21 protein-coding genes and 3 tRNA genes are annotated in these 25,763 nt (G+C 32.7%); 9 read left to right on the plus strand and 15 right to left on the minus strand.

Going from position 1 to position 25,763, the window contains the following annotated elements; genetic code table 11:
- Positions 1-146: 146 nt before the first annotated feature.
- Both GKZ86_RS03385 and GKZ86_RS03390 read left to right on the plus strand, forming a co-directional pair.
- Positions 147-2,957: a TonB-dependent receptor gene (locus GKZ86_RS03385; RefSeq protein ID WP_154781693.1), complete on the plus strand. Its 2,811-nt coding sequence runs from the start codon at positions 147-149 to the stop codon at positions 2,955-2,957.
- Between the two features lie 73 nt (positions 2,958-3,030).
- A complete protein-coding gene (locus GKZ86_RS03390; protein ID WP_154781694.1) occupies positions 3,031-4,089 on the plus strand; it encodes a phytase in 1,059 nt (352 codons plus the stop codon).
- Positions 4,090-4,212: 123 nt separating this feature from the next.
- Here the strand turns inward: GKZ86_RS03390 and pckA are convergent, their stop codons facing one another.
- Together pckA and GKZ86_RS03400 are read right to left on the minus strand one after the other, a co-directional pair.
- Positions 4,213-5,817: a phosphoenolpyruvate carboxykinase (ATP) gene (gene pckA, locus GKZ86_RS03395; RefSeq protein ID WP_154781695.1), complete on the minus strand. Its 1,605-nt coding sequence runs from the start codon at positions 5,815-5,817 to the stop codon at positions 4,213-4,215.
- 206 nt (positions 5,818-6,023) lie between these two features.
- Complete coding sequence (locus GKZ86_RS03400) at positions 6,024-6,410, minus strand: DUF423 domain-containing protein (RefSeq protein WP_154781696.1); 387 nt, start codon at positions 6,408-6,410, stop codon at positions 6,024-6,026.
- A gap of 192 nt (positions 6,411-6,602) precedes the next feature.
- Here GKZ86_RS03400 and GKZ86_RS03405 point away from each other — a divergent pair, with 192 nt between their 5' ends.
- The gene (locus tag GKZ86_RS03405) at positions 6,603-7,967 is read left to right on the plus strand and encodes a saccharopine dehydrogenase family protein (RefSeq protein ID WP_154781697.1); all 1,365 of its coding nucleotides are present in this window, start codon (positions 6,603-6,605) and stop codon (positions 7,965-7,967) included.
- A 165-nt stretch (positions 7,968-8,132) separates the two neighbouring features.
- On the opposite strand, the gene GKZ86_RS03410 is transcribed toward GKZ86_RS03405, so the two are convergent.
- Together GKZ86_RS03410 and GKZ86_RS03415 are read right to left on the minus strand one after the other, a co-directional pair.
- The gene (locus tag GKZ86_RS03410; RefSeq protein WP_154781698.1) at positions 8,133-8,807 is read right to left on the minus strand and encodes an energy transducer TonB; all 675 of its coding nucleotides are present in this window, start codon (positions 8,805-8,807) and stop codon (positions 8,133-8,135) included.
- 138 nt (positions 8,808-8,945) lie between these two features.
- The gene (locus GKZ86_RS03415; protein ID WP_154781699.1) at positions 8,946-10,334 is read right to left on the minus strand and encodes a dipeptidase; all 1,389 of its coding nucleotides are present in this window, start codon (positions 10,332-10,334) and stop codon (positions 8,946-8,948) included.
- Between the two features lie 108 nt (positions 10,335-10,442).
- Here GKZ86_RS03415 and GKZ86_RS03420 point away from each other — a divergent pair.
- Positions 10,443-10,524, plus strand: a tRNA-Leu gene (locus GKZ86_RS03420).
- A 125-nt stretch (positions 10,525-10,649) separates the two neighbouring features.
- The gene (locus GKZ86_RS03425; protein ID WP_154781700.1) at positions 10,650-12,695 is read left to right on the plus strand and encodes an ATP-binding protein; all 2,046 of its coding nucleotides are present in this window, start codon (positions 10,650-10,652) and stop codon (positions 12,693-12,695) included.
- A gap of 209 nt (positions 12,696-12,904) precedes the next feature.
- On the opposite strand, the gene GKZ86_RS03430 is transcribed toward GKZ86_RS03425, so the two are convergent.
- A complete protein-coding gene (locus GKZ86_RS03430) occupies positions 12,905-13,138 on the minus strand; it encodes a hypothetical protein (RefSeq protein ID WP_154781701.1) in 234 nt (77 codons plus the stop codon).
- 86 nt (positions 13,139-13,224) lie between these two features.
- Here GKZ86_RS03430 and GKZ86_RS03435 point away from each other — a divergent pair, with 86 nt between their 5' ends.
- From GKZ86_RS03435 to GKZ86_RS03450, 4 genes are all read left to right on the plus strand, one after another.
- Positions 13,225-13,455: a helix-turn-helix domain-containing protein gene (locus tag GKZ86_RS03435; protein WP_154781702.1), complete on the plus strand. Its 231-nt coding sequence runs from the start codon at positions 13,225-13,227 to the stop codon at positions 13,453-13,455.
- 11 nt (positions 13,456-13,466) lie between these two features.
- Entirely contained in the window at positions 13,467-14,222 is a 756-nt protein-coding gene (locus tag GKZ86_RS03440) for a hypothetical protein (RefSeq protein ID WP_154781703.1), read from the plus strand.
- Positions 14,223-14,339: 117 nt separating this feature from the next.
- The gene (locus GKZ86_RS03445) at positions 14,340-14,813 is read left to right on the plus strand and encodes a YcxB family protein (RefSeq protein ID WP_154781704.1); all 474 of its coding nucleotides are present in this window, start codon (positions 14,340-14,342) and stop codon (positions 14,811-14,813) included.
- A 404-nt stretch (positions 14,814-15,217) separates the two neighbouring features.
- On the plus strand, positions 15,218-15,634 hold the full coding sequence (locus tag GKZ86_RS03450) for a hypothetical protein (protein ID WP_154781705.1): 417 nt from the start codon (positions 15,218-15,220) through the stop codon (positions 15,632-15,634).
- A 91-nt stretch (positions 15,635-15,725) separates the two neighbouring features.
- On the opposite strand, the gene GKZ86_RS25420 is transcribed toward GKZ86_RS03450, so the two are convergent.
- The 10 genes from GKZ86_RS25420 to GKZ86_RS03495 all read right to left on the minus strand — a co-directional run bounded on the left by GKZ86_RS25420 (position 15,726) and on the right by GKZ86_RS03495 (position 25,760).
- Positions 15,726-16,418 carry a hypothetical protein gene (locus tag GKZ86_RS25420; protein ID WP_228526516.1) on the minus strand — a complete coding sequence of 231 codons (693 nt, stop codon included), beginning with the start codon at positions 16,416-16,418 and terminating at the stop codon, positions 15,726-15,728.
- A 138-nt stretch (positions 16,419-16,556) separates the two neighbouring features.
- A complete protein-coding gene (locus GKZ86_RS25425; protein ID WP_228526517.1) occupies positions 16,557-17,309 on the minus strand; it encodes a hypothetical protein in 753 nt (250 codons plus the stop codon).
- A gap of 1 nt (position 17,310) precedes the next feature.
- Positions 17,311-18,363, minus strand: coding sequence for an HlyD family secretion protein (locus GKZ86_RS03460; RefSeq protein WP_154781706.1), 1,053 nt, complete (start codon positions 18,361-18,363; stop codon positions 17,311-17,313).
- A 93-nt stretch (positions 18,364-18,456) separates the two neighbouring features.
- On the minus strand, positions 18,457-19,848 hold the full coding sequence (locus tag GKZ86_RS03465) for a TolC family protein (RefSeq protein ID WP_230328234.1): 1,392 nt from the start codon (positions 19,846-19,848) through the stop codon (positions 18,457-18,459).
- Between the two features lie 230 nt (positions 19,849-20,078).
- A complete protein-coding gene (locus GKZ86_RS03470) occupies positions 20,079-20,900 on the minus strand; it encodes an AraC family transcriptional regulator (protein WP_154781707.1) in 822 nt (273 codons plus the stop codon).
- Positions 20,901-21,268: 368 nt separating this feature from the next.
- A complete protein-coding gene (locus GKZ86_RS25590; protein ID WP_154781708.1) occupies positions 21,269-21,364 on the minus strand; it encodes a GIY-YIG nuclease family protein in 96 nt (31 codons plus the stop codon).
- A gap of 62 nt (positions 21,365-21,426) precedes the next feature.
- A tRNA-Asp gene (locus GKZ86_RS03480) sits at positions 21,427-21,500 on the minus strand.
- Positions 21,501-22,100: 600 nt separating this feature from the next.
- Positions 22,101-22,174, minus strand: a tRNA-Asp gene (locus GKZ86_RS03485).
- An 86-nt stretch (positions 22,175-22,260) separates the two neighbouring features.
- Positions 22,261-23,187: a DUF58 domain-containing protein gene (locus GKZ86_RS03490; RefSeq protein WP_154781709.1), complete on the minus strand. Its 927-nt coding sequence runs from the start codon at positions 23,185-23,187 to the stop codon at positions 22,261-22,263.
- Positions 23,184-25,760, minus strand: coding sequence for a M1 family aminopeptidase (locus GKZ86_RS03495; RefSeq protein WP_154781710.1), 2,577 nt, complete (start codon positions 25,758-25,760; stop codon positions 23,184-23,186). Before GKZ86_RS03495 ends, GKZ86_RS03490 begins: the two co-directional genes overlap by 4 nt.
- Positions 25,761-25,763: the final 3 nt, after the last annotated feature.

A 25,763-nucleotide genomic window follows, 5' to 3' on the forward strand; every position in this document is an offset into this window, starting at 1 on the left:
GCGAATCAATTATTTAGATTTTAGATGTTATTTAAACATTAATCGCTTTTGATTTTAAGCCAGCAATCATAACACTATGTTAATTCTTTTTAATGGGTTTAGTAACACTTAGGTTCTAGTTTCGCAATTAAATCAAACCAAACACAATGAAAAACTTTTATTTAGTAGTAACATTCTTTCTATTAGCCGTTTCCGGTTATGCACAAAAAGCAATAATATCCGGAAAAGTGCTTGATACAGACGACAAATTGCCTTTACCCGGAGCAATGATTCAAATTGTTGGAGAAAACAAATACACTGTTTCTGATTATAACGGGCGTTTTGAATTACTTAATATCAATGTTGGAACATATCAGGTTTCTGTAAAATACATTGGATATACTGCAGTAACCCATGAAATAACAGTTGAACAAGGAAAAAACAATGTTCTTGATTTTGCTCTTAAAACTTCAGGAACTGAATTGAATGAAGTTGTTGTTGGAGACATTTTAAAAGGTCAGGCCAAAGCTTTGAATCAACAAAAAAATAATAAAAATATAGGAAACGTAATTTCTTCTGATCAGGTAGGTCGTTTTCCGGATGCCAACGTTGGTGACGCTTTAAAACGTGTTCCTGGTATTACCATGCAAAATGACCAGGGAGAAGCCCGTAATATCATTATCAGAGGTCTTGCACCGTCATTAAACTCGGTAACTTTAAATGGTGACAGAATTCCATCTGCCGAAGGAGACAACAGAAATGTACAAATGGATTTAATTCCATCTGATATGATTTCGACTATCGAAGTAAATAAAACGTTGACTTCAGATATGGATGCTGATGCTATTGGTGGTTCTGTAAATTTAGTAACAAGAGCAACACCAAACGGAGAAAGAGTCTCTGCAACGCTTGCAGGAGGATATATGCCAATACGTGAAAATGCAACTTATACAGCTGGTTTTGTATACGGAAATCGCTTTTTTGACAATAAATTAGGAGCCGTTTTCAGCGGATCTTATAACAATGTAGATTATGGTTCTGATGATGTTGAGAACGAATGGGTAAAAGATGAATTTGGAAACGAATTTGTTCAGGCATCTGAGGTTAGAAAATATGATGTGCAACGTATTCGCCGTAGCGGATCTGTAGCTTTAGACTATAAATTTGATGAAAACAATACGATTTTTGCAAATGCCATTTATAATTGGAGAGATGATAGAGAAAACCGTTTTAGAACTACTTATGATGATATTGAACCACTTTATAATGGTGAAGAAATTATTGGTTTTGAAGGTCGTGTAAAGCGCCAGACTAAAGGTGGTGTTGATAATAGCAGAAACAAAAACAGAAGATTAGAAGATCAGCGTGTGCAAAATTATTCGCTTCGCGGAGAACATTTAATCAACTCAAAATTAGATTTAGACTGGTCAGCAAATTATGCGAAAGCGAGAGAATATCGTCCGGGAGAACGTTATATCGAATATCGTCAGAAAGGTTTAGAAATGACCCAGGATTTATCTGATCTAAGATTTCCTTTGGTTACAACAACCGGAGAAGCTGTAGATCAATTCGAATTTGATTCAGTTACTGAAAATACAGATGAAACCAGCGAAAGTGAATTTGGTGCGAAAGTTAACATTCGTTTTCCTTTTACGATTATTCCATCTCAAAAAGGTAGACTTAGAACAGGGCTTCGCTTAAGAATGAAAGAAAAAGAAAGAAATAATAATTTCTTCTCTTATGAATCTGTAAATGGCGGAATGGATTTATTATCTGATGTTCCGACAAGTTATTTTGATGGAAAAAACTTTAATCCGGGGAGTAAATATGTTCCTGGAACTTTTGCTTCGGCAAGCTTTTTAGGAAGCCTTGATTTAAATAATTCAGCATTATTTGATAAAGAAGCTAATCCTGCAGAATTTTTAGCTGTAAATTATAATGCTAAAGAAAACATTTATGCCGCTTATGTAAGATGGGATCAGGACTTTAATGATAAATTATCTATGGTTTTAGGTTTCCGTGTAGAGAATACGCATATTGATTATACAGGAAATCGTGTTTTGGATGAAGAAGAATTAGAAAGCAAAATCAACACTACAAATGCTTACACTAATGTATTGCCAAGCATTTCATTTCAATATAATGCAACAAAAGATTTAGTTTTAAGAGCTGCCGCAACAACAGCTTTGGCAAGACCAAATTATTATGCATTAGCGCCTTATGTAAATAACATTGCTGCTGATAAAGAAATTACAGCAGGAAATCCTGATCTTGATGTAACTTACTCTTACAACTATGATTTTATGGCTGAGAATTATTTCAAATCAGTTGGATTAATTTCCGGAGGTGTTTTTTATAAAAGATTAAACGACTTCATTTACAATTATAGCGACAATCAATATACTGATGCTAAGTTTGCTGCAGATTTTCCAAATCAGGCAAACCCAATTCCGGCAGGAGAAAACTGGTCATTTGTACAATCAAGAAACGGAGATCAGGTTGATGTTTACGGTTTTGAAGTTGCTTTTCAACGTCAGTTAGATTTTTTACCTGGTAAATTTTTAAAAGGTTTTGGTATTTATTTAAACTATACGTACACGAAATCTAAAGCAAAAGGAATTGCCGATGAAGACGGAAACGAAAGAAACGACATTAGTCTTCCGGGAACAACGCCACATATGTTTAACGGATCTTTATCTTGGGAAAACAAACGTTTTTCTGCAAGAATCTCAACGAATTTCACTTCAGATTATTTAGATGAATTAGGTTCAGAATCTTATAAAGACAGTTATTATGACAAGCAATTTTTCTTAGATGCAAATGCTTCTTATAAAATTACGTCACATCTTCGCGTTTTTGCCGAAGCCAACAACCTAACCAACCAACCATTGCGCTATTATCAAGGAATTGAAGCGCATACCAAACAAGCAGAATATTATCAGGCTCGATACAATTTCGGTTTGAAGTTTGACTTGTAATAATTAATTTATAAAATTCTTAAATTAGACAGGACTTAACGGTTCTGTCTAATTTTATTAAATGAAAATCAGAATGAAAAACAATTCTATACTGGCACTTTTACTTTTAAGCGTTTTATTCACCGCTTGCAAAGACGATAAATTAGCTCCTGTTGCAACAAATGCAGTTAAACCCACAACTATTACTCAACCTTTACCTCACGATACCGATGATCCTTCTATTTGGATACATCCAACTGATGCTTCAAAAAGTATTATTGTAGGGACAGATAAAGATACAGACGGTGGTTTATATGCTTTTGATTTAAAGGGAAAAATCGTTGCAAAATCAGAAGTTTTAAAACGCCCAAACAATGTTGATATCGCTTACGGATTGTTGATAGATGGAAAAAAAACAGACATTGCTGTAACAACAGAAAGAGAAAGCAATAAAATAAGAATTTTTAGTTTGCCTGATTTAAAAGCTATTGATAATGGTGGAATTTCTGTTTTTGAAGGCGAAGCATTACGTGACCCAATGGGAATTGCTCTTTATACAAGAAAAAGCGATGGTAAAATTTTTGCTATTGTTGGAAGAAAATCAGGACCTTCAGGAAGTTATTTATGGCAATATGAGCTTTCTGCATCAGAAAAATTTGCAACCGGAAAAGTGGTCAGAAAATTTGGTGCTTACAGCGGAAAAAAAGAAATCGAAGCTATTGCAGTTGATAACGAATTAGGAACTGTTTTATACTGTGACGAACAATTTGGAATTAGAAAATACAACGCTGATCCTGCTTTAAATGATAATAAAGAAATCGCTCTTTTTGGAAAAACCGGTTTTAAAGCCGATAATGAAGGAATCGCGATTTATAAAAAAACAGATTCTACGGGATATATTTTAGTATCTAACCAACAAGCAAATACTTTCATGGTTTATCCAAGAGAAGGTATAAACGGAAATCCTAACAATTATCCTTTATTAGCCGAAATTCCAACTTCGACAATTGAATGCGATGGTGCGGATGTAACCAACATTAATTTAGGTGGACCATACAAAAACGGGCTTTTTGTAGCCATGAGCAACGGAATGACTTTTCATTATTATGCCTGGGATTTGATTCAGAAACGTATTGATGAGGCCGGAAAATAGTTATTTTCTTTGTTTCAAGTTTCAAGTTTAGTTTGAACTTGAAGCCTGAAACTTGAAACTTGAAACAAAAAAAAAGCTGTTCATCACTGAACAGCTTTTTTAAATTTGAATTAGTAACTTCCCTTATTCTGTTTTTGGCGCACCAGCTAAAATTTCAGCATTGGCAAACTCTTCAAATTTGGCAAAATTAGCTTTAAATTTCTGAGCCAATTCGATTGCTTTTATATCATATAACGCAGGATCTTCCCAAGTATTTCGTGGATTCAAAATTTCGCTTGGAACATTTGGGCAAGATTGTGGTTTTGCAATTCCAAATACAGCATGATTTTTATATTCTACATTGTCTAATTCTCCATTTAATGCAGCAGTAATCATGGCACGGGTATATTTAAGTTTCATACGCGTTCCTGTTCCGTAAGCACCGCCTGTCCAACCAGTATTGATTAACCAAACTTTTACATCTGCATCTTTCATTTTCTTAGTCAGCATTTCAGCATAACGTGTTGGGTGCAAAGGCATAAATGGCGCACCAAAACATGCTGAAAAGTTAGGTTGTGGTTCTGTAACTCCAGCTTCAGTTCCGGCTACTTTTGCTGTATATCCTGAGATAAAATGGTAAGCTGCCTGACCTGGAGTTAGCTTTGAGATTGGAGGCAAAATTCCAAAAGAATCTGCCGTTAAAAAGAATATATTTTTAGGATTATGTCCAATAGACCCTGGTTGAATATTATCAATATGAGAAATTGGATAACTTACACGTGTATTTTGCGTGATAGAAACATCGTCATAATCAACTTCTTTTGTTCCTGCTTTAAAAACTACATTTTCTAAAAGAGCTCCTTTTTTGATTGCTCTAAAAATGTCCGGTTCATTTTCTTCAGATAAATTAATCACTTTTGCATAACAACCACCTTCAAAATTAAAAACTGTATTTTCTGCAGTCCAGCCGTGTTCGTCGTCTCCAATTAATTTACGTTCAGGATCTGCAGATAAAGTTGTTTTTCCTGTTCCTGACAATCCAAAGAAAATAGCAGTATCTCCGGCTTCACCAACGTTAGCACTACAGTGCATTGGCAAAGTATTTTCAAAAACCGGTAAAATAAAATTCAGGGCCGAAAAAATTCCTTTTTTCATTTCCCCTGTATATCCTGTTCCGCCAATTAAGGCTACTTTTTTAGTAAAATCTAAAATCGCAAAATTAGACTGGCGTGTTCCGTCTACAGCAGGATCTGCCATAAAACTTGGTGCACAAATAACAGTCCATTCCGGAGTAAAATTAGTTAACTCAGACTCCTCTGGTCTTAAAAACATATTGTAACAAAACAAATTCGACCAAGCCGTTTCTGTTACGACACGAACATTTAATCTGTAATTTGCATCAGAGCAAACATAAGAATCACGAACGAAAACTTCTTTATTTGATAAAAACTGCGTTACCTTATTGTATAGTTTTTCAAAAGCTTCAGATGAAAACGGAATATTTACATTTCCCCACCAAACTTTGTCTTCTGTAATACTGTCTTTTACAATAAAACGATCTTGCGGAGAACGCCCCGTAAACTCACCCGTATTAATTGCTAATGCTCCCGTAGAATTTTCAACACCTTGTCCTGATTGCACCGTAATCGCATGCAATTCGTCTGCTGATAACTGATAGCGAACCTTGGCATTTTCAATTCCTAAATCTTTTAACGAAATCGATTGCGTGAAAAGTGTGTTAGTGTCCATAAATTTGTTGTTGTGTATGTTTTATTTTTTTGAGTGAAAAACATATTAAACTTTGATTTTTAAGCTCTTACTCTTAAATTCATGAATTGTTATATTTTTTACCAATACAGATAAAATCCAATAAAAATTCACATAACCAATGTTATATGTTATTTATGAGACAAAATTAAAGATTAATTTTTAGATAGAATTTTTTATTCTGTATTTTATGATTTTTGCTTCAAAATACTAACGAATAATGCCAGCCAACCAAGAATTAATAGAAATCCTCCCAAAGGTGTTGCGAATACGATAATTTTAGAGTCAAAAACAGTAATGTTTTTTGTAGCCAACAAATAGATCGATCCACTAAATAAAATTACCCCTGCTACAATTAAATTATAGATTGTTTTTAAAGTTTTTAAAGAAAATTCTTTTCTGGTTGAAAGAAAAAGTAAAAAGAGTGCATGATACATTTGATAACGAACTCCGGTTTCAAAAGTAACCAGTTGCTCTACAGATAACCATTTCTTTAGTAAATGTGCTCCAAAAGCCCCTAAAATAATAGCTAACATTCCAATAAAGGCACCTGTAAGGATAATTCTTCTTTTCATAATTTTCTATACTTTCAATTTGAAAACAAAAATACTTCAAAGTATTTAAAAAGCATTTTACTTTCTAAAAATCTTTTCAGGAAAAGGAAATCTTTATGTTTTTACCTGAAATAAAAAACATTTCATTTTTTTAAAACATTTCTATTGTTATATTTATAACATTTTAATACATTTGTGTTATATATTTAAAATATGAGAAGCGTTTTAATTATCGGAGCCGGAAGATCTGCATCTTCATTGATACGTTATTTACTATCAAAATCAGAAAGTGAAAATTTACATCTTGTTGTAGCCGATTTATCTTTGGCTTTAGCCGAGAAAAAAACACAAAAACATCCAAACGCAACTCCTATTGCTTTAAATATTTTTGATACCAAAGAAAGAAAGTCGGCTATAGAAAAAGCGTCGATTGTTATTTCGATGTTGCCGGCACATTTGCATATCGAGATTGCAAAAGATTGTTTAGAATTTAAAAAACATCTTGTTACAGCTTCATATATAAGTGATGCCATGCAGGCTCTTGATGAAGAAGCGAAGCAGAACAATTTAATTTTCATGAATGAAATTGGTCTCGATCCGGGAATCGATCACATGAGCGCCATGAAAGTAATTGATGAAATTAGGGCTAAAGGCGGCAATATGCTTCTTTTTGAATCTTTTTGCGGCGGACTTGTAGCTCCGGAATGTGATAATAATTTGTGGAATTATAAATTTACCTGGGCGCCACGAAATGTGGTTTTAGCAGGACAAGGCGGCGCTGCAAAATTTGTTCAGGAAGGCACTTATAAATATATTCCGTACGGAACTGTTTTTCGCAGAACTGAGTTTCTGGAAGTTGAAGATTACGGAAAATTTGAAGCATACTCGAACCGCGATTCGCTTAAATACCGTTCTATTTATGGTTTAGATGATATTCTGACTTTATATAGAGGAACAATCAGGAGAGTTGGTTTTTCGAAAGCCTGGAATATGTTTGTTCAACTTGGTATGACTGATGATAGTTATATTATGGAGGATTCTGAAAACATGAGTTATCGTCAGTTTACGAATTCATTTTTGCCTTATCATCCAACAGATTCTGTGGAAATTAAAACACGTTTGATCTTAAAAATTGATCAGGACGATATTATGTGGGACAAACTTTTAGAACTGGATTTATTCAATCCCGATAAAAAAGTGAATTTGCCCAACGCAACGCCTGCTCAAATATTAGAAAAAATACTTTCTGATAGCTGGACGCTTGAACCTGATGATAAAGATATGATTGTGATGTACCATAAGTTTGGTTATGAACTAAATGGTAAAAAAGCACAAATTGACTCTAAAATGGTTTGCATTGGCGATGATCAAACTTATACTGCAATGGCTAAAACGGTTGGCTTACCGGTTGCTATGGCAACTTTGCTGATTTTAAATAAAAAAATAACAACTCCGGGCGTACAACTTCCGATAAATAAAGAAGTGTATTTGCCAATTTTAAAAGAGTTAGAAGAATATGGGGTAATTTTTAACGAGCAAACCGTTCCCTATTTTGGTTACAATCCGGACCTTTTTTAGTTCTGATTTAGTTTTTTTTTGAGAATTTTTTTGAGAATTTTTTTTAGTTTTTAATTTATCCGCTTCATTTAGATGAAGCGGATTTTTTTATTTTTTTTAAACACAATAGAAATACGATATTTTACTTTTACAGAAACAAAAAAAATTCCCCTACTTCCTGTAAGCCTAATTAAGCTCCGAAATAGTAAAAGGTAAAGTATAATCAGCCGCAACTATTTCACCATGTATTTCTCCGGGAATCCATTTTTTAGACAATTTCAAAACCCTTATTAATTCCTGACCTGTACCATAACCTAAATCTCTCAAAACTCTAAAATCTGTCAAAGAACCATCTTCTCTTATTATAAAATTGACATATATTTTTCCTTTCAACAAAACACCATCCGGAGTTTCAGGAACTTTAAAAGAATTTCTTAAAGATGCGTAAAGTATTTCCAGTCCATCTGAAGGCATTGGCTTTACCGTTAGAAAGGAATTTATATATACTCCATTTACAGTACCTGCAGCTCTTTTAATTTTATAAATATCAATTTCTACAACATTAGGCCCTCCATCTTTAATCTTTTTATCAATTTGTTGTCTTGAATACAATTCTCTTTTACTAAGACTTTCTATCTCTTCATTAAAAACATTATCGAGCGTTTTTATTTCTCTGTCTGTCAAGTCTGCGAATTTCTTTTCGACAGCAGTATTCCCTTTTTCATCTAAAATTTTAAAAGTTGTCTTAACATAATAAGACTTTAATATCTGTTTCTCCTGCGAAAGACTTTTAAGACTAAACAAGAAAATCAAAATTAAAATCATCTTGATCCTAAACCCTGAACTAATTTTCACAATCATAAAAAGACTTTTTAGTTATTTTCAATTAAAAATACTAGATTAAAATTAAATTCTTCCATAAAAAAATCCGCTCATTTCTGAACGGATTTAATATTATTTCAAATAAAAATTTGTGTCTTAATGACTTCGTGGCAAACCTTACTTACTTAACTCTACAAAATACTTGTAAAACAACGGAATAGTTTCGATTCCTTTTAAGTAATTAAAGATTCCGAAATGTTCGTTTGGCGAGTGAATTGCATCGCTATCCAAACCAAATCCCATAAGGATTGTTTTGCTTTTTAATTCTTTCTCAAACAACGCTACAATTGGAATACTTCCTCCTGAACGAACCGGAATTGCCGGAACTCCAAAAGTTTCTGTATACGCCATATTTGCTGCTTTGTAACCAATACTATCAATTGGCGTTACATAACCTTGACCTCCGTGATGCGGCGTTACTTTTACGGTAACTCCAGCCGGAGCAATGCTTATAAAATGTTTTGTAAAAAGATCTGTGATTTCATGCCAATCCTGATTTGGAACCAAACGCATTGAAATTTTAGCAAAAGCTTTGCTAGCAATAACCGTTTTTGCACCTTCACCCTGATATCCGCCCCAAATTCCGTTTACGTCTAATGTCGGACGAATTGAGTTACGTTCGTTGGTTAAATATCCTTTTTCGCCATAAACATCGTTTAAAGCTAAAGCATTTTTATATTTTTCTAAACTAAAAGGCGCTTTTGCCATTTCGGCTCTTTCATCTGCAGATAATTCCTGAACTTTGTCGTAGAAACCAGGAATCGTAATATGATTGTCTTCATCGTGAAGTGAAGCGATCATTTTTGCCAGAATATTAATTGGGTTCGCCACTGCTCCACCATATAAACCAGAATGTAAATCACGGTTTGGTCCTGTAACTTCTACCTCAACATAACTCAAACCACGTAAACCTGTCGTAATCGAAGGTTGTTGGTTAGAAATCATTCCCGTATCTGAAATTAAAATAACATCATTTTTTAGTTTTTCCTGATTGCGTTCTACGAACCATGCTAAACTTGCAGAACCTACTTCTTCTTCACCTTCAATCATGAATTTTACATTACAAGGCAACGTATTGCTTTGCACCATATATTCTAATGCTTTTACGTGCATGTACATTTGTCCTTTGTCATCGCAGGCACCACGAGCGAAAATTGCTCCTTCGGGGTGAATATCGGTAGTTTTAATAACAGGTTCAAATGGTGGCGATGTCCATAATTCCATTGGGTCTGGTGGTTGAACATCATAATGTCCGTAAACTAAAACCGTAGGTAAATTTGGGTCGATTATTTTCTCTCCATAAATAATTGGATAGCCCGGAGTATCGCAAGTTTCGACAAAATCGCAGCCTGCTTTTGATAAACTTTCTTTTACAGCCTCTGCAGTATCGATAACATCTTGCGAATATGCAGTGTCAGCACTTACCGACGGAATTTTTAATAATTCGATCAATTCATTGATAAACCGATCTTTATGTTGTTGAACGTACGACTTTATATTTTCCATTTAAATTATTTTTATAGAAATTCAAAAATACAAAAAAGAGAATTAATATTTTTTTGAAAATTTTCTTTGAATATTCGAAAGTATGCTTATCTTTGCACCCACAATTGAGCGGATATGGTGAAATTGGTAGACATGCCAGACTTAGGATCTGGTGCCGCAAGGCGTGTAGGTTCGAGTCCTATTATCCGCACGAAAAAAGCTTCTGAGAAATCAGAAGCTTTTTTGTTTTTACTGCATTTTACTTTGTCATTTTTATTTTACAAAGCATAAGATTGGTTATTAATTTTTATATTTATAATCAATTCTAGCCACAAAATGAAAAAACACACAACCAAACTTACATCAAAGAGCATAGAAGGAAGTGGGCTTCCAACTGATTACAAAAGAGCTATCGCTGAATATATCTGGAATGGTTTTGATGCAAATGCTTCTATCATAAGAATTGATTTCACAGCTAATGAAGTGGGATATATTCATAATTTTTCTATATCAGACAACGGAACAGGGATAAATATTGCAAATATTTCAGAAACATTCGGGAACTTCATGGTTTCTTTAAAGACAAATTCATTTTCAGAAACTGGATTTGTTAAAGGAAAAAAAGGGAAAGGAAGATATTCCTTTTCACTTTTTTGCAATAAAGCAAAATGGGATACTACTTTTAAATCTGATGACGGACGTTTTTTAAATTATAATATTCAAATAAACAAAGACGAAATTCAGAACTTTGAAACTATTGATACAGTTATTACAAAAACTAAGCAAAATGGCACCGAAGTAATATTTGAAGACTTTTCTGCATTAACCGGTGATTTGCTTGACAATGAAGACTTCGAGAATTACCTAGCAAACGAATTTGGGTGGTTTCTTTATTTAAATAAAGAGCGAGACTATAAAATCCTTATAAACAACCATCTTCTAAATTATGAAACAGTAATTGCTGATTCAGATGATCAGGAAATTCAGTTCGGTAAATTCATTTTTAAAATAAGTTTTTTACGATGGAATGAAAAAATTGGAGATAAATACTATTATTATTTCTTGAATAGCAATAAGAAAGAAGCTTATAGAAAACACACTTCTTTTAACAATAAAACTGCAGATTTTCATCATTCTGTTTATATTGAATCTGATTATTTTGATTTATTTAAAGCCACTAAAAATGATCATCCCGTTCTAGATGATTCTTTTAATCAAAGTAACACAACATTTAAAGTTTTAATAGATCATCTTAACGAGTTTGTTAGCTCTAAAGAGAAAGAATTTATTAGAAATTTAAAAGCTGATGCTTTAATTGAAAACTATAATAGAAACAATATTTTCCCCGTTTTTAGTGATAATAAATATGACAAACTTAGAAAAGAGGATTTAGAAAATGTTGTAAAAGAATTATATAGTGTCCAACCCAAAATTTTTCAAAATCTTAGTATCCCGCAAAGCAAAACTATTGTAGGCTTTTTAAATCTATTATTAGATACTGATCAAAGAGAACATGTTTTAAATATTGTCGATAATGTTGTAAAACTTTCGGATGCAGATAGGCTCGAACTTTCAAATGTTCTGAAAACAACTAAACTTTCGCATATTACTTCACTGGTGAAATTTTTAGAAAATAGATTTAAGATAGTTGATATACTTAAATTACTAGTTTTTGATCTGAAAAAGTTTACTAATGAAAGAAATCATGTTCAAAAGATAATTGAAGACAATTATTGGCTCTTTGGAGAGCAATATCATTTAGTTTCTGCTGACAAAAACTTCGAAATTCTCCTGAATAATTATTACTCTCATTTAGAAAAAAACAAAAAAAAGCCTGAGAAAATAGATCATAAAAATAAATTACAAAGACCAGATATTTTTATTTCAAGAAAATCAGAGATTGTTGACGGTAGTGATACAGACTTGACAATTGAAGAGAATATCATTGTTGAATTAAAGAGACCTAACGTTATTATTGGCACTGAACAATTCCAACAAGTAGAAAGATATCTCAGATTTATAATTGAAGATGAAAGATTTAATAGCGTTACAAGAACTTGGAAATTCATTTTAGTTGGAATAAGACTAGACGAATACATCAAAGATTTACATGTTAGTCAAAAAGAAAAAGGAAAAAAATACTTAATACAGTCAATAAAAAATTATGAAATATATGCCATGACTTGGGATGATTTATTTCGAATTTTCGTAATTAAGCACAAACATCTAATAGACAAACTTGAATTTAAATCTGTAATTATTGAAGAATTAGAACAAAAAGGAATAAATTTAAACAAAGAAGCAACAGATTTTCTAACCAAAATTGCTCTTTCAAAAAATGAAAAAACACTTTCGGATGAGCCGGATGACTTACCGTTTTAATGAATATCCTTTGTTAAATAATCAACTAATTTCATAATTCCAATATCTAGAATTTAGTTTAACAAACCCTTTCAATCATCTTGAGGAAAGGAGATTTCAGCATCACGACGGGTGTACATCATGAAAAAATTATTGGTAAACATCTCAATTTTTTGTCGATTTGCTGTTTTAGTTTCTCCTTTCGTCGAAATGAAAATAATTTCTTTTGATTACTCAACATCCAAATAAGGATCAAGAACTTCTGCCAATTTATTCAGCCAATAAAAATTATCATCGACGTGGTTTAATTGAGATTCCAGAGTTTCGCAACCTCGCATAGAACACATCGAAAGAGCGTGATTTACTTGTCGTATTGTTTTTGCCAAATCTTTTGGCTCAATCGTATTAATTAAAAAATTGGTTAGTCTTGTTTCAACTTCTTTTGAAAGATTTTCCGTAGTCATTGTCTTATTTTTTTGGTTCGCCAAATATAGTAAATTACACCCATATATGGGTGTAATTGAAAAATAAATCTTATCACTTTTGAAATATGAATATTTCAGAAGAAACGTTTCTTGTAAACCTCGGAATTCACGTTAGACAATTACGGGAGAAAAAAGGTATGTCTCAACAAGACTTAGCTGATGATTGCAGCACCACCCAAAATCAAATTGGGAGAATAGAAAGAGCTGAAATAAATACTACCGTAAAAACTCTCCTAAAAATTGCAAATGCTTTAGATGTTGAACCTAAAGAATTGCTTGATTTTCCTTTAAAATAGAAATTAAAACTATGCTAAATTTTTTTTCTGGTTTTTTTGATGATTGGAAGAAGCCAATGTACTTTTGGTTTTTAACAATTCTGCTTTTAATTTTTTCAAATTATGCAAAAAGGCCAATCTTTCAAGACATTAGTTTATTCTCATTTGGATTAGGACTATTCGTTTTATTAATTTCAGGGATTTATCAGTTATCGCAAAGAAAATGGCTTAAAAGTCTGATTAGTTTCGGTTTATTTGGCGGGTCAATATTTTCATTTATATTTTACATTTTAATTTCTTTTTTTATTGATCAAATTATACCAGATACTTTTGCTATCAATTTAAAAATTCCAAAAAACATTAAAATTGACAATCCTATTAATATGGATTTTGATGATAATTTTAACGCTAAAAAACCAGACAGCATAACGAATAAAATAGTAAAAAATACAGAATTTCAACTTTACAACTCATTTCAACCCGGACTTTATGAATTTGATTTTTGGACAGGGAAAATTGAAAGCGGCATTATCTATATAAAAGCTTTCGAAATCACTAAAAACGAACAACTTTCAAGCAAAGAAATAATACGAAAAAGTTCGATCAAAGTCTTTAACCCTTCTGACAGCATAAAGAAATTTAGTACAAAAGATGATTTTACAATTTATGAAGGAGATTGGGGACAACCGTATGCTGCTAGATTTGAAGTTTGGTTCAAACCTGAAAATGGAAAAGAAGAAAGAAAACTATTCTCAAAAAATTATAAAATTGAAGGATGGATGAGATAGTATTTATTCGGCAAAAGCCTTTTCTTTTTAAAACTGTCTTGTTTATGAAAAAAATTGAAGTACTAATCTGATCACAAAATCTATTTTTAATTTTACACCAAACCAAAAAAAACACCAATGATTAAAACCAAAAAATTTCAACTTACCAAAAAAGAATACTTCTCGTTTATTATTAGAATTTTATTAAAAAAACGATGGTATTTTCTTGTATTTATGTTGATCCTTTCTATTGCTATTCTTTTTGGTGACAATAAAGATTATCTTAACTCTTCGATTATGGTTTTTGGATTTCTTTTTCCTCTTTATATGATTTTTGTTTATTGGAGATTTGTAAATTCAAAAGAAAACAAGATTTTTTATACCGAAAGACAGCATGAAATTTTCCCCGACAAAATTATTACTCGTATGGGAGAAATCTCTGAAGGCACAATGGATATGCGGAATTTCATAAAAGTTTTAGAATTGAAAGATCTTTATCTTTTATACGTTTCAAAAACTCAATGTATATACTTTCCAAAACGAGTTTTTGAAACTTCAGAAGATGAAAACTGGTTTAGAAATGAAGTGTTTTTGAAAATTAAAAATAAATAGTTTCAAATTACTTTACATTTCAATTAAGCCATTTTTTCAAAACAAAAATCCATAAAACGACATTGAAAAAATTTAAGAATCTTCATTATACTCAAAAGTTAGCAATTGCAATTCCGCTTTTGTTTGTATTAAGCTGCGCAGCAAGACCATATATTGAACGGTTTCGAATTTCTACTGAATTTCATTGGATATACGTTTATGGAAGCATGGGACATTTAATCTTGTGTTTTCTACTTTTCTTTTTTTCTTTAGCTAATTCTATTTCGATTCTTCGGGATTTGAAAACAAAGTTGTTTATAAAGGTTTTATGGCTTTTATTGAGTTCTTCTGTTTTTCTATATGTAATTATAATGCTCAATATAAGTAACCTTAGAACACATTAAACCATTAAAATAATTTTAGAGATGCAAATATCAAAACAAAGAAAAATAGAAATCATGATCTTTATTATTTTGATAATAATTGGTTCTGCATTTTATTTAAACTTTAAAAATTTACACATCAAGTTCTACAACAAAACCGGAAAAGACATTGATTCCTTAGTAATAGCAGGAACTTTTATTGAAAATCTGAAAAATGGAAATTCAACAGAATATATAGATTATAAGGAATTTCTTTTTGATAGCGGAATTCCGTATGAACAAATTAGCGGAATCGTAAATAAAAAAAAGATATCTCAACTTAATTGGAGTGACTGTGGCACAGAGAGAAATTTACAATCTGAGGGATCTTATATTTTTGACTTAAAAAAAGCAGAAGACGAGAAAGGTAATACTTGTTTGTACCTCACAAATCATAATGAAAAAGTTTTTTTCGAATAAATCACAAAAAAAGCCCGTGCAATCAACACACGGGCTTTCTCATCATCAATCAAAAAAGTTAAGGGCAATCAATCCTTAACTATACGTTATTTTAGCTTATCCAAATTTTCTTTTTAAACAAATTCGCCGTGTGTCTTAAATGCTGGTTGAAACCAATTAAAACAACTAAAATCAGTAAACCATATCCAACAATGGTATAAATTTCCATATTCGATAATAAAGTCGATTGTTTGGCAACGGTGCTAAAAACTTTTTTTAAAGCCAATGCATTCGAATCGTCAAGCGAATATCCTTTTGCCATAAAACCCTGCGCTGTTTTTGAAAGCGTTTCCTGAGCTTCGGGATTTTCGCCTGTTACGAATTGACTTAGTTTTAAAAAGTGTTTTTTATTCAGGAATACTTGTGCATTTTGCATGATACAAAAGCCAATTGTGCTTCCCCAGAAACGTCCCGAAACCCCAATAATTCCAGATGAAGTCATCATTTTTGTGGGAACCGCCGTAACGGTAAACAAAACCAAAGGCACAAATAAAATTCCAACCGCAATTCCTTGCAATATATACGGAATAATAATATCACTCAGCGAAACATCGGACACGAACAGAAACGTAAACCAAAAATGATAAACGGCCAAAAGCGCAAAACCAATCATAAATATGTATTTGGTCGACAAGGATTTCATCAGAAAAAATGCGGCTAAAACAAGTCCAATTACATTTCCGAGTCCGTTTATATATTGCACTCCGGCAACACGCGACGGATCCCAATTCCAGATCGAAAACATGGCGCTATGACAAAGGCTTAAGGTTGCTCTGGCGATGTAAAAAAGAAAGAACAGTAGAAAACCAATTCTTAGATTCGCATATTTAAAAACCTCAAAATCAAAACTTGGTCGTTTTACAAGTAGTTGTCTAAAAATGAATTATCCTCCTGTTATTAAACACATTATTAATGCCAGAATCAATTGTGAAGATTCGAACCAATATTTTTTTTCGGCATAAACAAAAAAGTAAGCGCCGGTTAAAATCGAAGTTAAAACCAAAACATAACTCAATAAATCGACTTGATACAATGGGATTTTCTTTGTAATTCTATGACTTCTAAACGTAACCAAAATCAGGAAAACATTAATAAGCTGCAGCATTCCTGAAACGTACAACATGTATTTCCAATCGTAATGATCCAGAAACCAAACCGCAATATTCATTATAAACGGCGTTGCCAATAAAAGCGATCCGTAATAAAACGAAAACCCAATAATAATGGCATTTTTAGAATTAAAACGTTCTACTAATAATTGTCTCAAAATCATAACCGGCAAAGCCATCAAGATTCCTTCGGCAACTCTTAACATAATGAAAACAGCAAAATTGGTTACATATGCTGATGAAATTATCGTTATAGCAATTAATATATAAAGCGCGATTAAATAACTTTTTGGAGGAAAGTAATTCGAAAATCGGCTTTCTATCAGAATTGTTGCCAGCAAAGTTCCGTAAGTTACACACATGGCAAACTGCAAATCTTCGGCTTCAATATCCAGAAAACTCGCTGCGTATGCCACGTTCGAACTGTAAACGCCCAACAAAATCATCGAATGCAATAAGCACACAAATAAGATAATGATGATTGCCCAGTTTGGAACCCAGGATTTAAAAATACTTTTATCTTCCATTTTATTGGTGTTCGGCAATAACGGTAATGTTCATTCCGGCTCTTAAAAAATCAGCTTGTTTATCAGTGTCTTTCAATTGAATTCTAACCGGAATTCTTTGTTCGATTTTTACGAAGTTTCCTGTTGCATTATCCGGAGGCAATAACGAGAATCGTGCGCCACTTGCAGGCGATAACGACATTACAATTCCTGTAAATTCTTTATCGTTTAAAGCATCAGCTTTAATTCTAACTTCCTGACCAACGGTTAAATATTGCAATTGTGTTTCTTTAAAATTGGCCGTAATCCATTTTTCTTTGCTTACTATAGAAAGCAACGATTGTCCTTCTTTTACCAATTGTCCCGGCTGTATGGTTCTTTTTCCGACCCAACCGTCATAAGGCGCCGTGATTATCGTGTACGAAAGAAACAATGCTGCATTATCTGCCACAGCTTGTTTCGATGCAATATTTGTTTGCATTGTAGGAACGTTTGCCTGCGCTTGAGAAGTACTCAAATTAGAGGACTGAATCCTGTCTCGCATTTCCTGAAAATGGGCTTGTGCCGATTCATAATCTGCTTTTACTTTTTCTAATTGTTGAGATGTTGCCGCTTCTTCCTGAACCAAAGCTTTGTAACGTTCGTATTCTAATTTCGTTTTCCAAAGATTGGTTTTGGCCGCAGCCAATTGCGATTCTCCAATTGCAGTTGAACTTGCCGTTGTTGCCACATTTTTCTCGGCCACAACGCTGCTTTGTTTCGCGCTTTGAACATCGGCAAGAGCCACATTTAGTTTCGATTTATATTCTCTATTGTCTATCACAACCAAAGTATCACCTTTATGAACGAACTGATTTTCATCAAAACGAACTTCCTGAACATAACCGGTAATTCTCGACATAATTGGCGTTACATATTGTTCTACCTGAGCGTCATTGGTTTCTTCGTGGTTTCTGTTGAATACGTAAAACCAAATTCCCAAAATAACACCGCTTACCACAAGCACACACGCAATAATTGTTATTAGTATATGAAACGATTTATTTGCTCTAGTTTCATTTTTTATCTTAACCATAAACTCTATATCTTTTTCTTGTCTATTTTCTATTCTCTATATTCTATTTTCTTGCCTCTAACTTCTTGCTTCTAATCTCTTAAATCTAACATTCTAGCCTTGCGGAAGTATTCCCGCCGTATGAAGCAATTCGTAATGTTTTAGAACTGCATCCAATCGGGTAGAAATTTTGTTATATTTTGCCTGAAGCAAAGCATTATCTGCATCGACCATTTCGGTTATTAAAACCAATTGGTTCAGGTATTTTAGTTTTACAATACGGTAGTTTTCATCGGCTAAATTCAAAGCTTTATCTACAACCACAAATTTTTCAAGGATTTCCTGATATTGTGTATGCTCTTTAAACAACTTATCCTGAATTTCATCTTTTATAATTTCAGACTGAATTTGCTGCCATTCGATTTTTGTATTAGCTTGCTCTACTTTAGTTTTATTTTTATACAAAGCCGAAATATCAAAATGCGCTTCGATACCCACTTGTCCCAAAGTGTACAAATAAGGATTTGGCGGAAAAAATTTGTAGTTTGGATAATAAAAACCATAATTACCAAAAAAGTTTACCGTTGGCAGATAATTTCCTTTAACCAATTTCAGTTCGGTTTTTTTGATGTTTAATTCCTGGCTCGCAATTCGCATTTCTTCATTCTGAAAAGCTTTTTCCAAATAAAAATCATACGGATCTAAACCTTTCATTTCATCAATATTGGCCGTTGTATCGATTGCTATTTCTTCATTTTCGGGAATCTGAATTAAAGTTTTCAGATCGTGAAGCGCAATTTTTATGTTTTTGGAATTTGTAAGCGCACTTAATTCACGATCCGAAAGCTGCAATTCGGCTCTAATGACTTCATTTTTTGTAATCGTTCCGTGTTTTTGAAGCGACTGAACTTCTTTCAATCGGCTTTTTTCTTCTTTAATGTTTTCTTCAAAAATCTTCTGAAGTTCCATCATTTTATAAATCGCCAGATAATTTGCTACAACTTCGATCTCAATATCATTTTGAGTTTTTTCTGTTTTTATTTTGGCAATTTCGCTTTCCTGATTGGCAATTTTGATAGCGTTATTAATCTTATTTCCAGCATAAATTGGCATTTTAAAGGTTGAATTAACCTGATAAATTTCAGGAATTGCCTTAGTTACTTCTTTGTCTTTCAGGAAACCGCTGCCTTTAAATTCAGTAATATTGGTAATTCTGGAATACTCACCGTTCAATTCGATATCCGGTAAGCGAAGTTCTTTTCTTTCTTTTACATTTTGCTCTGAGAGCGTAGTCTCTAATTGAGATCTAAGGATTTTTTTATTGTTTTCTTTAGCCAGTTTCAATGCTTCGTTTAAAGAAACCGAATGAATTTCCTGCGCTTGTAAACTATCGAATGCTAATACGATTAGAAATAATAGCAGGATTTTAAGAAAACAATCTTTTGTAGAATGTGTTGTTTTAAGGAACATGATTGCATAATAATTTATGTTGCAAAGTTCCTGCATTTTTCTGGTGACTGATAATTCTAAAAAGTCAATAACATATTCATTTCGGACAAATGTTAAAATCGTATTTCCCGAAAACGTTATATTAAATCGCTGAAAAACAATTTATTATAAAATTAAGTTTGTTTTTTGATTTTTTGATTTCTCTCGCAGATTTAGCAGATCAAGCAGATTATTAATGTATTAAATAAAATCCGCACAATCTGCTAAATCTGCGAGAGAAAAATAGATTATTTTCTTTCTAAAATCTCCTCACCATTTAAGTAGTCTGAAGGTCTTTGTCCTAAAATCTTGAAAAATGTGTTACTAAAAGTCGGAACACTATTATAACCAACTTCTTGGGCTACCTCTTTTACCGAAAGCTTTCTTTCTAATAAAAGTTCAATCGCTTTTAGGATTCTGCGAATAGTATAATATTGAATGAAAGACATTTTAAGATCTTTTTGAAACAAGCGATACAAAGAGCGTTCGCTGTAACCAAATTCATGAGCAACCTCAGCAAACAAAATTGTTTCGCCAAGGTTATTTTCGATGTAACGCAAAATTTTGCTAAGTCGTTTGTCTTTTGGTTGCGGTAATTCTAAAGGTAAATTATTAGTACAAATTTGAGGAAGAATTGCTTTTATTGCTTTAGCAATCGCAAAGTTTGGAGTTCCTTTTTTAAGATCGCCGTTCCATCGATTGGTGAAAAGCATCATTTGCAGCAGTAAATTATTTACCGGATAAATTCCTTCTGCTTTATAAAAGTCATCTTCATCTTTTTCGACTGGAAAATATAGATTTCGCATCATCACATGTTCCGACTTTGGTTCGATACTATGCTCTAAACCTGCAGGAATCCAAATAAAATGTCTGGCAGGCAAAAAATAAGATTTCGTTTCGGTGGTCACAAAAACTACATCTCCTTCCGCATATAGCATTTGCGCTTTTTCGTGTTTGTGGATTGGAACAAACAATTCTCCCATTATATCATGGTGACAATAAATGCTTTTTTTATCGGCATCTACTTTTGTAATGTAATATTGGTCTACTTTAAAAGTTGATTGTTCCATTATTGTGATTTCTTATTATAAAGATAAGAAAGAAATTTAAGCGCAAAGACGCAAAGCTTATATGCTTAAAAGTTTAGCCACAGATTAAAGAATTAAAAGGATTTTCAAAATTTGTGTCAATTTGTGTAATCTGTGGCTAAAATAACTTTGCTTAAATCTTAGTGTTGTGCGTAGTTAAATCTCAAATTGTTATAAAACAAAAAAGCCTTTCTTAACGGAAAGGCTTTTTTAAATTTAGTCTCGTTATTGAAACGAGAGGACTCGAACCCGTCTCGTCCTTAGACGAGATGACAGGCATGTTCCTAACCAACTCTACCTTTCTTATTTATGATCTTGAATCAAAGCTTCAAGTGATTTTCTATTTAATTTCATTTATGATATAATAATCTTTGAGGAACATTTTCACTAAAACCTTTGTAATAAACATCAAAAGTTTTACAATAAATAATATAAACGTAGAACATAAATGAAACTTTAATTATAAAAAAAATGCCTTTCCGTTAAGAAAGGCATTTTTAAATTTAAGCGGTCTGGACGGGACTCGAACCCGCGACCCCATGCGTGACAGGCATGTATTCTAACCAACTGAACTACCAAACCCACTGCTTTATTGTGACTGCAAAAATACAACAGAACTTGGATTCTGCAAGGGTTTTTATGAATTAAAATTGAGAAAATTTTAATTGGTTAAATTCCAATATTTTATCCCGAGGTATCGGGACCAAATTCTAATTGAATACGCAGCCCTTTGACAAAGTTCGAAATTTTATTAAAGTTTTTTCGTACATAATTATCCACAATCGGTTATAAACATAACCCGTGGTTTCAACCACGGGGACGCAACCACGGAGACATAATCATGAGACAATCCGTATCCGCGTGGTTGAAACCACGGGCTATTTTTTAAAATTTAATTCAATAAATCATATAAACGCAAAATCCGCAAAGCTTTTTTAAACTTTGCGGATTTTGTGTATCCCGAACTTTGGAATAATCTCTACGGTTAACTTCTCTTATATATTTCAAAAACAGAAAAGGCTTAAATCAAAAAAGCCATCCACAAAAGTGGAAAGCTTTTCATTGGTCTAACTACTAAACCAGCTACGAGTTACAAAGTCGTAGCAAAACAACACAACTAATCTTAGATACCGTATTTGGGCAAAAAAGCCTTTCTGTTACGAAAGGCTTTTCCCAATATTGCGGTCTGGACGGGACTCGAACCCGCGACCCCATGCGTGACAGGCATGTATTCTAACCAACTGAACTACCAAACCTCTGCGTTATTGCGGTTGCAAAGATAGTACAGAATTTCGTTTCTGCAAGTGTTTTGATAAAAAAAATTGAATTAATTTTCAAATTCTTAGCCAAAGTTTTGTTTTTCAACTAAATATGTAGTCAATATTTTTTCAAAATTATCTCCAACATTAACCGGAACGTACTTAATTTGGTTCTTTGCACACGTTAAAGCTAAGTTTTTAAAGTACTCTCCTGCTCTTTTTTCATATTCTACTTTTACATTATCTGCAAAAATCGATACCTCTTCGCCTGATTCTAAATCAATAAACTTTCTTGGTGTATTATCAAATTCAAATTTTAGCTCTGTTTCATTATCTATAACATGAAATAAAACTACTTTGTGTTTGTTGTGTTTTAGATGTTGTAGTGCATTAAAAAGCTTCTCATCGTCTTCAGACTGAAACATATCTGTAAACAGAATAATCATCGAACGACGGTGCATTTTTTCTGCAATTTGATGCAAATAGGTAATTGTATCAGTGCTTTTTTTGACTTTTGGCTTTTGCAGTAATTCTTCCAGTTTATTCAAAAGCATTCTATGATGACGATCGCTTCCTTTTTCGGGTGCGTAATATTCGTAATTATCTGAAAAAACACTTAAACCAACTGCATCGCGTTGTTTCTTCAAAATATTCATTAAAACTGCTGATGCCAAAACCGCAAAACCAATCTTTTTTTCATAAAATGGCTGATTCGATTTTAGTTCAGGATAGTGCATTGACGATGAATTATCGACAATAATATGACAACGTAAATTGGTTTCTTCCTCAAAACGTTTTGTATACAAACGATCTGTTTTGGCAAATAATTTCCAGTCGATATGTTTGGTGCTTTCTCCGGCATTATAGACTTTATGCTCTGCAAATTCAGCCGAAAACCCGTGAAACGGACTTTTATGCATTCCGGATATAAAACCTTCTACAACCTGATTGGCCAGCATTTCGAGGTGCTGAAAGCTTGAAACTTTCTCTATTTCCGATTCAATTTTCATTCGGTTTCTTTTTTAATATTTTGTGCCCGATATAATCCGTCTGTCGCCTGCAACAGTTTTCGTTTTAATATCGGACTAAAATTAGGGTTTTCTTTTAAGAATCTCTGTACTTCATCAAAAGCAAACTTAGAAGAATATTTTCCAATAGTATTACTTAACCAGTCTTTCGGAAAAAAAATATCTCCGGTACGTTGAATTTCTTCTGTCAAATCTAAGCAAAATCTAAGATACTTTTGCGCACTTTCCTGACGCAACGGATGATGAAAATTTGACAAACCAACAGAAACCCACGATTCTTTTTCTCTGTTTTTATCGTCTTTTAAAGATTCCATAAAAGCATTTCGAACTGATTCGTCTTTTGATAAAGACGGAATTAAAAACTCAAAACGTTTTTGTTTATCCGGATTTGTAATGGTTGTTTTTGTTTTTTCCAGAATTTTATCTGCTTTTTCATGTTTAAAAATGGCCAGATTCATTGCAATGTTTGTGTAATCGTCTTCGTTTAATTTTAAATTCTGAATTACAATTTCTTTATTCCAAATCTGGTATAATTTGGCTTTCGCCGAATCTGAATAGGCAATTGAACTGAATAAATTAAATAAAGTCTTTTTAATATTACTTGATACATTGGTTTGCAAACGTTCATAAATGACATCTTCCAAATGTTTTTGTCTTGGGTATTGGTCATTTTCGGTTAAGAATTTCCAAAAAACAGTACTTGTCTGATTGGTAATTATTTTCAGCACCAATTCGTTTTGTTCGTATTGAATTCCTTTTAAAAAACAATCAAAAGCTTTTTCGGCAAGAACATTTCCGATCAAGGCATTTTCATACAGATTGCTATAAGCAGAAGCTCTTGCAACTTCATCCTTTAATACCAAAAGATATTCTATATTATCCCAGTCAAACGGAAAAACACCGTATCCAAAACCATTATAATTGTAAATAATCGTAATCGGTCTTTCAAGTCCGATCGCTTCTTTTAAAATCAGTTTTTTGTCTTTTATATTAACGTTTAAAACCTTGACATTATCGGCATAAACCAAACCAATCTGAAAAACCTGAGGCCAGACATTTCCTGATTTATCTTCGGCTTTTTGAATAATTTCAAATTTCTTTATTCGGTTTTCAGCATCGTATTCTATTTTATCTGTAAAAATGGCGCGCCCGGATTTGTTTACCCAGACTTCGCTCCATTTTTTCATATCAAGTGGCGTTTCTGCATCCAGGATTTCTACGAGATTGTTCCAGTCTGCATTGTCGTTGGCGTATTTTTTTATGTATTTTTCTATACCTTTTTGAAAAGCTTCTTTTCCCATCGAAGCTTCTAATTGACGCATCATAATTGGTGCTTTATTGTAAATAATGTTTCCGTAAAGCGAGCCGGCATCTTTCAAATTGGCCAAATTTTGTTTTATCGGATTTGTTCCCAACGATCGATCTTCCGCGTAAGCGCTGGCATAATGCGCACTAAAAAACTGCAGATTATGATTGACTTTGGGAAAAATTGGATTCATGATTTTATCTGCCATAAAATTGGCAAATACTTCTTTCATCCAAACATCATCAAACCATTTCATGGTAACCAAATCTCCAAACCACATGTGCGAGGTTTCGTGCGCAATAAGTTTTGCACGATCAAGTTTTTCGCTGTCTGTTGCGCTATTATCCAGAAACAAAGTCGATTCTCTGTATTGAATTGCGCCAACATGTTCCATTCCGCCATATTGAAAAACAGGAATTGAAGCAAAATCTAACTTTTGAAACGGAAATTTATAATGGGTATATTTTTCTAAAAAGTCTAATGATTGTTGGTGTAGTTTAAAAATAGTATCGGTACTAATTTGTATTTTTTCGGGATTGTTTTCGCGATATAACATGTTCATTTCCAGATTGCCTGGTTTCTGCGTTACACTTTTGAATTTCCCAGCAACAAAAGAAAACAAATAAGTACTCATTTTATCTGATTCTTCAAACTCATATTTTACAAAATCGCCTTGTTCGACTTTTTCTTTTACATGGGCTCCAGCTAAAACAGACCAATCTTTAGGAACTGTTAAACGGAGTTTATATCTCCCTTTTATATCCGGCTGATCTAAACAAGGAAATAATGTACTTGCACGATCAGGAACCAATAAAGTGTATAGAAAATCATCGTTTCTATTTAAAGACAAATTTCCTCCGATAAAAGAAATGGTAATTGTATTTTTTCCTAAAATTAAATCTTTCTGATTTATAAAAATGTGCCCATTTTCATGGTTGATTACTGCATTTTTTCCATTAACCTGAATTGATTTTATGTTTTCAGATTTCTCTTTAAAATCAAGAATCAACGGCAAACTCAAATCAGTTAAAGTCAAATTTAAATCCAGTTTCGAATTAATATTTTCATTTTTCTGGTTCGGAATTTCAAATAAAAGTTCATAACCCAAATCTGAAATCTGATATTTTCTAAAATTAGCCAATTGTTCTGAAACGCCATTTTCTACTAAAAATTTTTCTTTTTGTTTTGATTGAGAAAACCCAATTGTCATCAACATAAAAAACGCAAGAAAGCTGTAGAAGATTTTCATTTT

Origin of the sequence: Flavobacterium sp. LC2016-13 (assembly GCF_009707955.1) — a bacterium.
GTDB lineage: Bacteria > Bacteroidota > Bacteroidia > Flavobacteriales > Flavobacteriaceae > Flavobacterium.

What these genes read in the sequence shown, in the direction of transcription:
- GKZ86_RS03400 (WP_154781696.1), bottom strand. Translation starts at nt 6,410, where the DNA reads ATGAAAAGAAGAATTATCCTTACAGGTGCCTTTATTGGAATGTTAGCT.
- GKZ86_RS03425 (WP_154781700.1), top strand. Translation starts at nt 10,650, where the DNA reads ATGAAAAAACACACAACCAAACTTACATCAAAGAGCATAGAAGGAAGT.
- GKZ86_RS25420 (WP_228526516.1), bottom strand. Translation starts at nt 16,418, where the DNA reads ATGTTTTCGATCTGGAATTGGGATCCGTCGCGTGTTGCCGGAGTGCAA.
- GKZ86_RS03470 (WP_154781707.1), bottom strand. Translation starts at nt 20,900, where the DNA reads ATGGAACAATCAACTTTTAAAGTAGACCAATATTACATTACAAAAGTA.
- GKZ86_RS03435 (WP_154781702.1), top strand. Translation starts at nt 13,225, where the DNA reads ATGAATATTTCAGAAGAAACGTTTCTTGTAAACCTCGGAATTCACGTT.
- GKZ86_RS03415 (WP_154781699.1), bottom strand. Translation starts at nt 10,334, where the DNA reads ATGGAAAATATAAAGTCGTACGTTCAACAACATAAAGATCGGTTTATC.
- GKZ86_RS03385 (WP_154781693.1), top strand. Translation starts at nt 147, where the DNA reads ATGAAAAACTTTTATTTAGTAGTAACATTCTTTCTATTAGCCGTTTCC.
- GKZ86_RS25590 (WP_154781708.1), bottom strand. Translation starts at nt 21,364, where the DNA reads ATGTTCTACGTTTATATTATTTATTGTAAAACTTTTGATGTTTATTAC.
- GKZ86_RS25425 (WP_228526517.1), bottom strand. Translation starts at nt 17,309, where the DNA reads ATGGAAGATAAAAGTATTTTTAAATCCTGGGTTCCAAACTGGGCAATC.
- pckA (WP_154781695.1), bottom strand. Translation starts at nt 5,817, where the DNA reads ATGGACACTAACACACTTTTCACGCAATCGATTTCGTTAAAAGATTTA.
- GKZ86_RS03495 (WP_154781710.1), bottom strand. Translation starts at nt 25,760, where the DNA reads ATGAAAATCTTCTACAGCTTTCTTGCGTTTTTTATGTTGATGACAATT.
- GKZ86_RS03465 (WP_230328234.1), bottom strand. Translation starts at nt 19,848, where the DNA reads ATGCAGGAACTTTGCAACATAAATTATTATGCAATCATGTTCCTTAAA.
- GKZ86_RS03445 (WP_154781704.1), top strand. Translation starts at nt 14,340, where the DNA reads ATGATTAAAACCAAAAAATTTCAACTTACCAAAAAAGAATACTTCTCG.
- GKZ86_RS03440 (WP_154781703.1), top strand. Translation starts at nt 13,467, where the DNA reads ATGCTAAATTTTTTTTCTGGTTTTTTTGATGATTGGAAGAAGCCAATG.
- GKZ86_RS03460 (WP_154781706.1), bottom strand. Translation starts at nt 18,363, where the DNA reads ATGGTTAAGATAAAAAATGAAACTAGAGCAAATAAATCGTTTCATATA.
- GKZ86_RS03450 (WP_154781705.1), top strand. Translation starts at nt 15,218, where the DNA reads ATGCAAATATCAAAACAAAGAAAAATAGAAATCATGATCTTTATTATT.
- GKZ86_RS03410 (WP_154781698.1), bottom strand. Translation starts at nt 8,807, where the DNA reads ATGATTGTGAAAATTAGTTCAGGGTTTAGGATCAAGATGATTTTAATT.
- GKZ86_RS03390 (WP_154781694.1), top strand. Translation starts at nt 3,031, where the DNA reads ATGAAAAACAATTCTATACTGGCACTTTTACTTTTAAGCGTTTTATTC.
- GKZ86_RS03430 (WP_154781701.1), bottom strand. Translation starts at nt 13,138, where the DNA reads ATGACTACGGAAAATCTTTCAAAAGAAGTTGAAACAAGACTAACCAAT.
- GKZ86_RS03490 (WP_154781709.1), bottom strand. Translation starts at nt 23,187, where the DNA reads ATGAAAATTGAATCGGAAATAGAGAAAGTTTCAAGCTTTCAGCACCTC.
- GKZ86_RS03405 (WP_154781697.1), top strand. Translation starts at nt 6,603, where the DNA reads ATGAGAAGCGTTTTAATTATCGGAGCCGGAAGATCTGCATCTTCATTG.